This is a genomic window from Priestia sp. JNUCC 25 (assembly GCF_053667915.1).
The window spans coordinates 1,243,309-1,255,929 of record NZ_CM132211.1; the positions used below are offsets into that span (position 1 = coordinate 1,243,309).

10 protein-coding genes are annotated in these 12,621 nt (G+C 37.5%); 6 read left to right on the forward strand and 4 right to left on the reverse strand.

All coding sequences use genetic code 11. From position 1 onward, the window contains the following. The first annotated feature begins 26 nt into the window (after positions 1 to 26). Complete coding sequence (locus tag JNUCC25_RS06345; RefSeq protein WP_029325084.1) at positions 27 to 1,367, forward strand: CoA-disulfide reductase; 1,341 nt, start codon at positions 27 to 29, stop codon at positions 1,365 to 1,367. Between the two features lie 440 nt (positions 1,368 to 1,807). Then, the gene (locus tag JNUCC25_RS06350) at positions 1,808 to 2,047 is read left to right on the forward strand and encodes an aspartyl-phosphate phosphatase Spo0E family protein (protein WP_013055966.1); all 240 of its coding nucleotides are present in this window, start codon (positions 1,808 to 1,810) and stop codon (positions 2,045 to 2,047) included. A 64-nt stretch (positions 2,048 to 2,111) separates the two neighbouring features. Here JNUCC25_RS06350 and JNUCC25_RS06355 read toward each other — a convergent pair whose 3' ends face one another. Beyond that, complete coding sequence (locus JNUCC25_RS06355; protein ID WP_029325085.1) at positions 2,112 to 2,843, reverse strand: ZIP family metal transporter; 732 nt, start codon at positions 2,841 to 2,843, stop codon at positions 2,112 to 2,114. A gap of 158 nt (positions 2,844 to 3,001) precedes the next feature. Beyond that, entirely contained in the window at positions 3,002 to 3,769 is a 768-nt protein-coding gene (locus JNUCC25_RS06360; protein WP_013055968.1) for a DUF4931 domain-containing protein, read from the reverse strand. A 199-nt stretch (positions 3,770 to 3,968) separates the two neighbouring features. Here JNUCC25_RS06360 and JNUCC25_RS06365 point away from each other — a divergent pair, with 199 nt between their 5' ends. After that, positions 3,969 to 4,439, forward strand: a complete 471-nt coding sequence (locus JNUCC25_RS06365; protein WP_013055969.1) for a MarR family winged helix-turn-helix transcriptional regulator — start codon at positions 3,969 to 3,971, stop codon at positions 4,437 to 4,439. 170 nt (positions 4,440 to 4,609) lie between these two features. After that, positions 4,610 to 6,304, forward strand: a complete 1,695-nt coding sequence (locus tag JNUCC25_RS06370; RefSeq protein WP_029325086.1) for a M3 family oligoendopeptidase — start codon at positions 4,610 to 4,612, stop codon at positions 6,302 to 6,304. A 24-nt stretch (positions 6,305 to 6,328) separates the two neighbouring features. Here JNUCC25_RS06370 and JNUCC25_RS06375 read toward each other — a convergent pair whose 3' ends face one another. Next, positions 6,329 to 7,912: a PAS domain S-box protein gene (locus JNUCC25_RS06375; RefSeq protein WP_029325087.1), complete on the reverse strand. Its 1,584-nt coding sequence runs from the start codon at positions 7,910 to 7,912 to the stop codon at positions 6,329 to 6,331. A gap of 340 nt (positions 7,913 to 8,252) precedes the next feature. Here JNUCC25_RS06375 and JNUCC25_RS06380 point away from each other — a divergent pair, with 340 nt between their 5' ends. Next, positions 8,253 to 8,519, forward strand: coding sequence for a hypothetical protein (locus tag JNUCC25_RS06380; RefSeq protein WP_263033090.1), 267 nt, complete (start codon positions 8,253 to 8,255; stop codon positions 8,517 to 8,519). A 51-nt stretch (positions 8,520 to 8,570) separates the two neighbouring features. Here the strand turns inward: JNUCC25_RS06380 and JNUCC25_RS06385 are convergent, their stop codons facing one another. Further along, positions 8,571 to 10,685, reverse strand: coding sequence for an AAA family ATPase (locus JNUCC25_RS06385; RefSeq protein WP_454222986.1), 2,115 nt, complete (start codon positions 10,683 to 10,685; stop codon positions 8,571 to 8,573). A gap of 421 nt (positions 10,686 to 11,106) precedes the next feature. Between JNUCC25_RS06385 and nhaC the strand changes: the two genes are divergently transcribed. After that, entirely contained in the window at positions 11,107 to 12,489 is a 1,383-nt protein-coding gene (gene nhaC, locus JNUCC25_RS06390) for a Na+/H+ antiporter NhaC (protein ID WP_029325088.1), read from the forward strand. The last annotated feature ends 132 nt before the right edge of the window (positions 12,490 to 12,621 follow it).

Genomic DNA, 12,621 nt, shown 5'->3' on the forward strand with positions numbered 1-12,621 from the left:
TATTTATGTAGAAAGAGGGAGTATAGATGAAACGTGTCGTCATTATAGGAGGAGTAGCCGCCGGAATGAGCGCAGCTTCACAGCTTCGCCGGATGAAAGAAAAAGAAGAAGTGGAAATCCTTGTGTTTGAAAAAGGTGGAGATATCTCTTACAGCGCATGCGGCATGCCTTACTATCTGTCAGGTGTTGTAAAAGAAAAAGACGATTTGATTGCTCGGACGAAACAAGAATTTGAAGAGCGAAACATCTCCGTCCATCTTTTTCACGAAGTTAAAGAAGTAAATCATACAAAAAAATACATAGTAGTGCAAAATGTAAAGACGCAAACGGAAAAAGAGATAACATATGATGAACTCATCATTGCAACTGGAACAACGGCTGTTAAACCCAATTTTATGAGTGATAACATGCCGAATGTATGCACATTAAAGTCATTAGAAGACAGCGAAAGAATCTATACATATCTACAGGCTCACTCCGTAGAGAAAGTCACCATTATCGGCGGAGGATATGTCGGAATGGAAGTAGCTGAAGCAATGAAGGCTTTGGGAAAAGAAGTACGGGTTATTGAACAGGGAAAGCAGATTCTATCTATTTTAGATCAAGAAATGGCAGAACATTTACAAAAGCAGTTAGATGACGATATTTTATTTCATTTCGAAGAAGAAGTGGAAGCATTGCTGCATTCAGATGGTTCCGTCACTCAGGTTCAAACAAACCGTCAAACGTATCAAACAGATTTAGTGATTGTAAATGTAGGAGTTCGTCCGAATACGCAATTCTTAGAAAGAAACGGACTAAGGATGCTTGAAAATGGAGCTATTTTAGTAAACGAGAAGTTGGAAACCAACGTGCCTCATATCTACGCAGCAGGAGATTGTGCAACGAGCTATCACCGCGTATTAAAAAAAGATGTTCATATTGCTCTTGGAACCATTGCCAATAAGCAGGGAAGGGTTCTTGGTTACCGATTAGGGGGAGAAAATAGAGAATTTCCGGGTGTTGTAGGTACAAGTATTGTCAAAGTGATGGACTATGAAATTGGGAAAACCGGCATTTCAGAAAGAGAAGCAAGAGAAAATTCTCTTTTATACAAAGCCATCACGGCCGAAGCTCCGAGTCATGCGTCTTACTATCCAGGAGCTGAAAAGATTGTAATAAAACTTGTTTATCATCCTGAAACAAAAGAGATTTTGGGGGTTCAAATGATTGGTAAAGAAGGAGTAGCAAAACGAATCGATGTATTTGCGACAGCTATTACTTGCCGCCTCACAACAGATGAAATAACCATGCTAGATCTTTCGTATGCTCCTCCTTTTGCTACGGTATGGGATGCTGTACAAATTGCTGCTCAGAAAGCTGAATAGAAAAAGATGCAGGGACAAAAGTATGAAGATCCGAACAAATTGATTCTTGATTAAGAATCAACTTCGTTCGGATTTTTTTGTGGTGATGGTGAACGCAGGCTTCATATATTTAGCTGCTTTTAGCTGTTGATTGGAGGGCAAGGCGAAAACTCCTGCGAGACAAGCGGTTCAGCTCATGTATCCCATTTGTTCGTTTTTAGATTGTATTGATTTCGTTATGTCTCAATCTTTTTTCTATTCGACAAGCAGCATCTTTTGTCGAAAAACAAGTTGTAAAAAAAAGATAAATGGTATTCCTATAATAATGTAAGCGTTTTTAAAATCCGACAAAATAATTTTTTTGCAAAAAAAATGTCTATTATTGCGACTCTATTTACATATTTAGTAGAATTTGTAATAATGCGTTATAAGCTAATTTTTTTGTCATAGGAGAGGATTTTGTGTTTGGAGTGAGAAATAGAACGAAATCAGAGAGATTATTAGTAGAAATCGTCCAAAAAAGACAAAAGATGGTGCAGATCGGAGAAGAAAAAGGTTTGACTAATGAAGAAACCGTTACCTGTAGTCAAGAGCTTGATCAGCTCTTACTCGTTTATCAAAAGCAGCGTTTAAAAGAAGAGGAAGAAAAGACATCGTTTGCCACACTGATTAGCCGCTTTTTATCTTTTTCAAAGCTGTAATGCAGGACAAGCATTCGGGATCGGGCAGTAAAACAATTATGCTGCCCGTGGCCTCTCTTCACCTTTAAAAAATGTTAATTAAAAAGATCATAAACAAAATACCAAAAATAAACGAATAAGTAGCAAATCTTTCGTTTCCATCGCCGTGACTTTCTGGAATCAACTCTTTATAAATAATAAAAAGCATGGCTCCAGCAGCAAAAGCTAATCCATATGAAACGAGAGAATCAACAAAATTAGTTAAATAAAACCCGAGTAAAGACGTTACAATCTCAACGGAGCCTGTAAGGGTAGCAATTAAAAATGCTTTTATTTTATTGATATTTTGCTGAGCTAAAAATAGCGCGACCAACAGTCCTTCAGGTGCATTTTGAAGACCGATTGCAAGGGCGATTAAGTTCCCTGTATTTTCAACATTTGAAGCGTAGCTAACACCAACAGACAGTCCTTCAGGAAGGTTATGCAAAGTAATAGCGGAAACAATTAAAAGTGCTTTTTCGTCAAACTGAATGCCGGTTTTAGAATGCTCAAGGTCAATGTGAGGAATATTCTGCTCCAAGAGTGTTAATGTTACAACTCCAAGCAGTAAGCCAATGGCTAAGGGAAAAAATCCGCCGCTTTGAAGAGATTCAGGAATCAAGCTCATAGTAGAAGCAGCTGTCATAATACCTGCAGTGAGCGCAAGAAGTATATCTTTCCACCGATGAGTGAGTTCTTGATTCAAAAACAGAATAGGCAAAGCGCCTACTCCAGTCGATAGTGCAGAAAGAATGCTTCCAATTAGTACCTCAGTCATAAACCGTCTCCTTTTACGTATTCTTCTTTTTATCCTCAATTCACATCGTTCTTTTAGTGTATGTTTTTTTTGTTTTCTATGAGCATGACTATTTTAAAAATGAATAGCTTTATGCAATAACCTTACAAAAAAAGTTGAACCAGTGAAGGTTCAACTTTTTAGGTAAAGTACAGCTCCTGAACTTGGTTAGCAATGTGCTCAAGCTTATTGGAAACTTGAGGAATGCCATATCCTACATACAAAGGAGATGTGGCAAAGCGAGGAATGATTTTCGCCGCAATTTTGCCGTTTTTAAGATTATAAAAAAATAAGTTGTAGCTCGTGCAGCTACGATGAAAATGATTTAATAAATAGTGAGCAGCCGTTTGAAGATAATCTGCAAATGCGTGCAGCTCTTTGTCAAGCTTATCCGTTATCACGTTAAATTCAAAAAAGCCCATTCTAGGTTTTACAGATAAATTAAATGTGACGTGTTCATTTTTGGCAATTGTGACTCCTTCAAACTGCTCTAGCTTCACATTTTCATTTACATCCATCTCATTTAAACCAATAATTTGCATATGAGGATGCCGTAACGATCCTCCGGACATAGGTCCATGGTTTTTGAAGAAAAGAACAGAAGCATATTCACCGCTGTTCATCATAGATATCCATCGTTCAGTAGCGAAGCTCAGCAAGGTGTACAGATGTTCTTTTGGATAAACAGATAGTTCCGAGGAACATTCATCGGTCTCAATAATAACCGTCTGATAAGCATCTTGCAGAACAGGAAATTTATTCTTTAGCCAAATGATAGGTCCTTGTTTTTCAATGATGCCTGTGAGAGATTCAACGTCACAAAATGGACAGGGATTTTGCCGGTTAACGATTGTTTCAGGCTTTTGTGAACCAATCGCGGAATTAAATAATAAATGGGTTGGTTTCATAATCATTCACCTTTTTATGTAATGGTCATATGTTTATTGTATTAAAAGCATATGTATAAATCCACTTATATACATTTTTTATCAAAAAAATTGTACAAGCGGAGAGAATAACCGATGAAATAAGCCTGCTTTGATTGACTTTGAAGGGAAATTTTAGTATTATCTTGATATCAAGATAATATTAAAGGAACTGATTAAAATGACGAATGATGTAACTAGAGAAGAGTTAGACCAATCTCTTAAATTATTTATTGTACTATCTCGTGCCAATCGTTCAATTAATGATCATGTGCATAAATTTATTCAACAGCATGGAATGAATCCAACCGAATTTGCTGTCCTAGAGTTATTGTATCACAAAGGTCAACAGCCTCTGCAGCAAATTGGCGGAAAAATTCTACTCGCAAGCGGCAGTATTACTTATGTAGTAGACAAACTTGAGAAAAAAGGCTTCTTAGAGCGCGTTGCTTGTCCGAACGATCGCCGCGTAACCTACGCAGCGATCACTCCGCAAGGCAAGGAAATGATTGAAAGTATGTTTCCGAGTCATGAAAAAAGAATTCATGATATTCTATCCGTTTTATCTAGCGAAGAAAAGGAAGTTGCTATTTCGATGCTTAAGAAACTGGGGCACTATGCAGATGAATTTTTACCGGAATCGACTAATTAATTAAGGAAAGCTCGTTTGTTTCTGTTGAACAAACGAGTTTTTTCTATGACTTCTTTCATAACCAATCGACATAAAAAATAAAAAGTTACAAAAAATTGAAATTTACAGGAATACAGCTGGATAAAAACGAATTAGGTTACATACAGACAATAGTGGAAGGGGAACAAATGATGAAATTTGAGAATTATACATATACGCGACCTGATATGAATGAAATTGAAAAGCAGTTTGAAAAGGCCATTACACATTTTACGGAAGCAGCATCAGTCAGTCAGCAAAACGAGGCAATTCGTCTAGCAAACGATGCGTATTCTCAGTACAGCACAATGGGGAACATCTGCTATATTCGTCATTCTATCGACACAGCGAATGAATTTTATAAAGAAGAACAAGACTATTTTGATGAAACACAGCCGCTTTTAGAAGGATATGTAGAGAAATTTTACAAAGCGTTAATCTCTTCGCCTTTTAAAGAGAAACTAGAAGAAAAGTGGGGCAAGCAGCTGTTTTCTCTTGCTGAAATGCAGTTAAAAACGTTCTCTCCTGAAATAGTAAAAGAGCTGCAGGAAGAAAATAAGCTATCGTCTCAATATACGAAACTAGTGGCGTCAGCCAAAATTTTATTTGAAGGAGAAGAAAGAACGTTAGCTCAGCTCGATCCGTTTATGGAGTCACCTGATCGAGAAATGAGAAAAAAAGCAGCAGAAGCGAAGTTTCAATTTTTCACCGATCACCAAGAGGAATTTGATGATATTTACGACAAGCTTGTAAAAGTGCGGACCAAGCTTGCTGAAAAATTAGGCTATAAAAATTTCGTAGAAGTGGGCTATGCTCGTATGTCTAGAATAGGCTACGATGCTGAAATGGTTGCCGCTTTTCGCAAACAAGTAAAAGAGTATATTGTTCCCCTTACTGAAAAACTAAAAAAGCGTCAGCAGGAAAGAATTCAAGTAGAGAGCTTAACTTATTATGATGAACCGTTTCAGTTTGAAACAGGAAACGCAGTGCCAAAAGGTGATGAAAAGTGGATTATTGAAAATGGACGGGTAATGTATAAGGAGCTTTCTAAAGAGACGGACGAATTTTTTTCATTTATGCTTGAAAATAATTTGATGGATTTAGTCGCTAAAAAAGGCAAAGCAGGCGGAGGCTACTGTACGTTTATTGAAGAATACAAAGCGCCGTTTATTTTTTCAAATTTTAATGGAACATCAGGCGATATTGATGTGTTAACGCATGAAGCAGGGCATGCTTTTCAAGTGTATTCCAGCCGAGATATGGAAACCAATGAGTATCACTGGCCTACGCATGAAGGAGCTGAAATTCATTCGATGAGCATGGAGTATTTTACATGGCCTTGGATGGAGTTGTTCTTTAAAGAAGACAAAGATAAATACCAGTTTTCTCATTTAAGCTCAGGCTTAACTTTCTTGCCTTACGGGGTAGCGGTAGATGAATTTCAGCATGCTGTATACGAACGCCCTGAGATGACGCCTTCGGAACGAAAACAAACGTGGCGAGAAATCGAAAAGAAATATATGCCTTCTAAAAACTATGACGGCCATCACTATCTAGAAAGCGGGGGCTTCTGGCAGCGCCAGCTTCATATTTACACGTCTCCGTTTTATTATATTGATTACACGCTCGCTCAAATTTGTGCATTTCAATTTTGGAAAAAAGATCGAGAAAATCACGAACAAGCATGGCAAGATTACGTTCATTTGTGTAAGCTTGGCGGAAGTAAGCCGTTTTTAGAATTAGTAGAGGAAGCGAATTTGATCTCTCCATTCGAAGAGGGCTGCGTGCAGTCTGTAGTAGATGAAATTGAAAACTATTTAAATAGTATTGATGATAAAAAGCTATAAAAAAAGCCGCGTTTGCGGCTTTTTTTATTGACATGTTCCTTCTTTCCATAGAGGAATCGTAAGGGTAACGCTGGTTCCTTTGCCAACAGTGCTTTTAATCTCAAATGTTCCTTTATGCTGATACAAAATGTTTTTAATCACAACAAGTCCAAGACCGGTACCTGAGGGCTTCGTGGTAAAAAAAGGCTTTTGAATGTGCGTAAGCAAATGTGAAGGAATGCCGACTCCTGTATCTTTAATGAAAATAGTAAGATCTTTAGTATGCTGAGTAACGTTTAAATGGATTTCTCCTCCGCTAGGCATAGCTTCGAGCGCATTTTTTAATAAATTAATGAGTACTTGCTTAATTTGATTTGCATCACAGCAGATGTATGTATGCGGGGCTTCCACCTGCGTTTTAACTACGACATTTTTTAATATACATTCTGATTCATACAGAAGAATAACGTCATTTAAAATAGTAGAGAATGCCTGCTTTTTCATAACCGTATCATGAGGTTTAGCGAGCAATAAAAATTCTCCAACGATTGAGTTAATACGATTCAGTTCGCTCAGCATGATGGTTGTATAAGAATGATAGCGGCTGCTGTCTTCATGAATAAGCTGAATAAACCCATTCAGAGAAGTAAGCGGGTTTCGAATTTCATGAGCGATTCCCGCTGCCATTTCGCCGGCTAAAGATAACTTATCGGTTTGGCGAAGAAATTTTTCTGTTTCCTTTTCTTCGGTAAGGTCCCGTGAAATACCAAAAAGCGCAACGACCTGTTTATCACGATTAAAAATAGGTGAAACAGTGATTTCTACATCAATTATTTTTCCGTCTTTTCGCTTATCTTGGGTTTCAAAGGCTACCAGCTTTTCTCCTTTTTTAACCCTTTTCAATCGGTTTTCAGCGCCGCCTTTTGAGCCAGCAGGAATAAATGGAATGGCTTTTCCGACAATTTCTTCCGCTTTCCATCCGTATATTTGCTCAAAAGCATCGTTTACTTTAATCACTTTGCCATCTAGGCTGAACACGGCAATGGCGTCGCGATTGTATGTAAAAAAAGATTGTAAATACTCTTGAGCTGAGTACAGTTCATCTTCGGTTTTGTTCATTTTGATCGTGGTAATAGCAATCAGCTTTTTAGAGAAATGAGCACAGTACAACAAAATAATCATTGTGATCAGCGTAAACAAAATAAAATAAACAATATCTAATTTTACGAAGGTCACAGATGTAAAAAGAGTGTTGCTTACATAAAAGTACAAAACAATCACAATAGACATCAATGTAGAAATTACAATAGCGATATAGCTATAATAAATAAAGCTAACAATAATTCCAAGAAACAAAAATAAATAATTAATAACAGCAGGTTCAATAGATGTCATGTACGCAATATAGGCATAATAGCATATAAAAAAAGAATACATAATGATGGTAGGATGAAAACGAAAGTAATACATAGCCGTCACTACCAATAATAAAATTCCTCCGCTTATAAAAACAATCAAATGAGGGTCAGCTGCAATGAAGTGGTATAACACAATGTGGACAAAATATAGCAGCCAAAAAATAAGTAAAAGAATAAAATTCCGTTTTTTTATGAGGTTGTGTGATTCCATAAAAAATCCCTTTCTTAAATGGTGAATAATTTTATAGGAGAATAACTTTATAGTCAGCTAGTTGCACGATATAGTAATATATCACTCATATTAGCATAGTTACAACTGTGTGAATAGCCGAATTGAGCACTTAGACCAAGGAAGATAGATCTAGAATGTAGCTGGTCATAAACTATTAAGGAAATATGAGGGGAATATGGACGAAATGAAGGGGATGTAAAGCTTTTGTGATAACCTTGTAAAAGTGAACTTTTTTCTAATTGGATAGGCTATACTGCCAGTAGAGCCATATGAATGGTAACTACATAGAGGCTCAGATGATTCGAAAGGAGACGGTAAAATGAACAAAAGTTTATTAGTCAAGTTATTTGGATCACTTCTAGCAATTATGTTAATCACAGCATGCAACTCACAAACGGATGAAAAAGATGCCACAGAACAGCAAACAGAACAGTCGGATGATACTCAAGCGGAGGATACAACTACAGATGATTCACAGGAAACAATGAAGCAAGACGAAGTAGATGATTCATCTGGGGATGAAGCAGCTGATGATCAAGAAGAATCAACGGATAGTGCTGACGAAAAAACAGATGAAAGTAAATAAACGTAAGTATTTCTATAAAAAAAAGCGACTCAAGTAGAGTCGCTTTTTCTATTAGTTTTGCACGGTGATTTCGCTTGCTTCATTTAACGTTACGTTCACTGTAGATACGTCTGCGTCATCTAACAGTAAGTCTGTAATTCGATCTTCAAGCTGTTCTTGAATTGCTCGGCGGAGCGGTCTAGCACCGAATGCAGGGTGATAGCCAAGTTCAGCCAGTTTTTCTTTTACCTCAGCTGCTACGCTCAGCGTGATGTTTTGTTCTTGTAATGTTTCTTTTAATTCAGCAAGCATAAGGTCAACGATTTTAATCAAGTTATCTTTTTCAAGGTGATTAAATTCAATGATTGTATCAAATCGATTTAAAAACTCTGGTTTGAAATAAGATGAAAGTGAATCTAAAACGGATGCCTGTTTAAGTGCGTCATTTTTTGCGTCAAATCCAACCGTAATTTTCTTTTCACCTACACCAGCGTTACTTGTCATAATGATAACTGTGTCTTTAAAGCTTACTGTGCGACCTTGACTATCTGTCAGACGTCCGTCTTCTAGAATTTGCAGAAACATATGCTGAACGTCTGGATGAGCTTTTTCAATTTCATCTAGTAAGATGATGGAATAAGGATTACGACGTACTTTCTCTGTTAATTGTCCTGCCTCTTCGTGACCTACGTAGCCAGGAGGTGAACCAATTAATTTAGACACCGCGTGTTTTTCCATGTATTCACTCATATCTAGACGAACCATAGCATCTTTTGAGCCAAATAGTTCTTCAGCTAATGTTTTGGTTAACTCTGTTTTACCGACACCTGTTGGACCGACAAATAAGAATGAACCAATTGGGCGATGCTTCGCTTTTAATCCAGCGCGAGAACGTCGAATCGCTTTTGCTACTTTTTCTACAGCTTCCTGCTGTCCGATTACTTTTTGAGCTAAGTGCTCTGCTAGATGCTTCATTTTTGCTGATTCATTTTCTTGAAGTTTACCAACAGGGATACCCGTTTTCTTTTCAATAATTGCTTGAATGTCAGCAATATCCACATTCATTTTTTGCTGTTCTTCGTTCAATTGTTTTTCAAGAGCAGCTTCTTCATCGCGCAGTTTTGCCGCTACTTCATATTTTTCATTCTTTAACGCCTGCTCTTTTTCTTTTGTAATTTCTTTTAAGCGAGCGGCCGCGTCGTCTTTATTTGTAATGCCTGCCTGTAAATTCATTTTTGAGCCTGCTTCATCTAGCAAGTCAATTGCTTTATCAGGCAAGAAGCGATCTTGAATGTAGCGGTGTGATAAATTTACACAAGCGCGGATCGCTTCATCTGTATAGCTAACGCCGTGATAATCTTCATATTTACTTTGAATTCCTTTTAGAATTTCAACGGCTTCTTCTACAGACGGTTCGTGAACCATAACCGGCTGGAAGCGTCGTTCAAGAGCCGCATCTTTTTCAATGGAGCGGTACTCTTTTAAAGTTGTAGCTCCGACTACTTGAAGTTCGCCTCGTGCAAGAGCTGGTTTTAAAATATTGCTTGCGTCCATTGAACCTTCCGCTGAACCAGCTCCTACAAGAAGGTGAATTTCATCGATAAATAAAATCACGTTTTTTCGCTGTTGAAGCTCAGAAATTAACTGCTTCATGCGCTCTTCAAATTGACCGCGCACGCCCGTATTAGCTACGAGAGATGCTACATCTAATAGATATACATCTTTATTTAACAGCTTGGCAGGAACTTTTCCTTCCGCGATTTTTAAAGCTAACCCTTCGACTACAGCCGTTTTACCAACACCGGGTTCTCCGATTAGTACAGGGTTGTTTTTGTTTCGTCTATTTAAAATTTCAATGACGCGCTCTACTTCTTCTTCGCGGCCAATAACAGGGTCAATCAATCCCGTTTTCGCAATTTGAGTTAAGTTTCGACCGAACTGGTCTAAAAATCCGTTGCCGCCATTTCCTTGCTGCGGCTGTTCCGGTGCAGCTTGTTCTTGTGACATTTGCTTGAATAAATCATCGATGTTCATAAAGCCGCCACCTCCAAAACCTGATGGGATTTTATGTTCGTTCATTAGTGCTTGATAACATGTATGACATAAACGATATTGAGATTTTTGATTATTTGTTTGTACATTTAATTGAATAGATGCTTCGCGTTTATTACAGTTTTGACAAATCATTTAATTAGCCTCCCTAAATGATTTTAATCGAAGATCAGCAGGTGTTTGACCTTTATTGACCTTTCGTAATCTCATTATACTTTGACCTTTTTTGACTTTCAAGTCTTTTGCTTAAAAAATTTTTTGAGGGAAGTTCCTCTCTTATGTACAAAAGGTAGTACATTAAAAAAACGTGTGTTTTGTGTGTACCCGTTTTATATATGTAAAAACATTAGAAGCATTTTGTACAATAATTTGCTTAGATAGAGAACAAATATTAATAAGAAGAAAAGTGGACAAAATGAGTGCAGAGCTTACCGTTGGATAAAATAAGTTATTGACAGCAAGAAGGATAAAAATTATACTCAAGAAGGTTTGCACTTAACTGCGTAAAAGCATAAAAGCGTTTAAGTGAAAAAGAAAGATAGAAAGGGAATACCTCATGAAAAAAGAAATTTCATTTATACAATCAATAGCGGTGGTTTTGGTGCTATTAGCTATTATTTTTGTTTCATTATTTACGTTAAAGCTGCCGCCTCATATTCCGCTGATATTTGGTGTAGCATTTATTAGTGTGATTGGCTTTTTGTTGAAATATAAGTGGACAGAAATGGAGAAAGGGATTTTAGACGGTGTTAGACTGGGCATTAAGCCTATCCTTATTTTAATGCTGATCGGGATGCTTATTGCGATTTGGATGGTAGGAGGAACGATACCGACGATTTTATCCTACGGCTTCCACTGGATTTCACCGCAGTACTTTTTAATTAGTGCTTTGGTTATTACCGTATTAGTTTCAACATTCACGGGAAGTTCATTAACAACCGTCAGTACGGTAGGGGTCGCTTTATTTGGGGTAGGAACTGCTATTGGTGTACACCCAGGGCTAGCAGCGGGGATGATTGTTTCAGGAGCTGTGTTTGGAGATAAGATGTCTCCCTTGTCTGATACAACAAATTTTGCTTCTGGCATCGTTGAAGTGCCGCTTCCTAAACATATTCAGCACATTACGTGGACGACGGTTCCAAGTATTGTTATTACCGCAATTATTGCATTGGTCATTGGGATGAACGGAAATCATGAAAGCGTCAATTACGGGGAAATCCAAGGAATTCAAGACGCATTAAAGCATACGTTTAATTTACACGTGTTAACGTTGCTTTCTCCACTTTTAGTTCTTATTTTTTCCATGAGAAGAGTCGATGTATTGCCAACGTTAGTTTTAGGGATTGTCACGGCCATTATTACAGGAATGATTACACAGCATGAATTTACGCTGAGTCAATTGCTAGGCGTTCTTCAAAGCGGGCCGGCAGTAGAGTCAGGAAATAAAGTAGTCGATGCGATTGTAAACAAAGGCGGATTACAGTCCATGATGTTTTCTATTTCTCTTATCATGATTGCCTTGTCGCTAGGTGGCTTGATGAGAGCGGTTGGAATTATTGATGCGTTATTAGAAGGATTAGCAAAACAAATCCGCCGCAGCGGAGACGTTATTTTTGCTACGCTTCTATCTTCAATTGGAGTGAACGTTATTACAGGCGAACAGTATTTATCGATTCTTCTGCCTGGACAGACGTTTAAGCCACTGTATGAAAAGTGGAACTTAGACCCGAAAAACTTATCACGAACGCTTGAAGACGGTGGAACGGTTATTAATGCTATTATTCCGTGGGGTGTCAGCGGCGCTTTTATTTCAACTGCATTAAATATTCCCGCGGCTGACTATATTCCATTTACATTCTTTAGCATTCTCTGTCCGATCTTTTCAGTTATTTTAGCATATACAGGCATTGGTATTGCCAAGAAAAAAGCTCAGTCTTAACTGGGCTTTTTTCTTTTTGAAAAAGGACAGGTAAAAAACGACAAAAAAAGTATCATTCCACTTTTCAAATCTATAATTTAATAATACAATTTACTATACGTCTTTCTTGTTAATGTATTTGTATGAATTCTT

What these genes read in the sequence shown, in the direction of transcription:
- JNUCC25_RS06345 (WP_029325084.1), top strand. Translation starts at nt 27, where the DNA reads ATGAAACGTGTCGTCATTATAGGAGGAGTAGCCGCCGGAATGAGCGCA.
- JNUCC25_RS06355 (WP_029325085.1), bottom strand. Translation starts at nt 2,843, where the DNA reads ATGACTGAGGTACTAATTGGAAGCATTCTTTCTGCACTATCGACTGGA.
- JNUCC25_RS06360 (WP_013055968.1), bottom strand. Translation starts at nt 3,769, where the DNA reads ATGAAACCAACCCATTTATTATTTAATTCCGCGATTGGTTCACAAAAG.
- JNUCC25_RS06365 (WP_013055969.1), top strand. Translation starts at nt 3,969, where the DNA reads ATGACGAATGATGTAACTAGAGAAGAGTTAGACCAATCTCTTAAATTA.
- JNUCC25_RS06370 (WP_029325086.1), top strand. Translation starts at nt 4,610, where the DNA reads ATGAAATTTGAGAATTATACATATACGCGACCTGATATGAATGAAATT.
- JNUCC25_RS06375 (WP_029325087.1), bottom strand. Translation starts at nt 7,912, where the DNA reads ATGGAATCACACAACCTCATAAAAAAACGGAATTTTATTCTTTTACTT.
- JNUCC25_RS06380 (WP_263033090.1), top strand. Translation starts at nt 8,253, where the DNA reads ATGAACAAAAGTTTATTAGTCAAGTTATTTGGATCACTTCTAGCAATT.
- JNUCC25_RS06385 (WP_454222986.1), bottom strand. Translation starts at nt 10,685, where the DNA reads ATGATTTGTCAAAACTGTAATAAACGCGAAGCATCTATTCAATTAAAT.
- nhaC (WP_029325088.1), top strand. Translation starts at nt 11,107, where the DNA reads ATGAAAAAAGAAATTTCATTTATACAATCAATAGCGGTGGTTTTGGTG.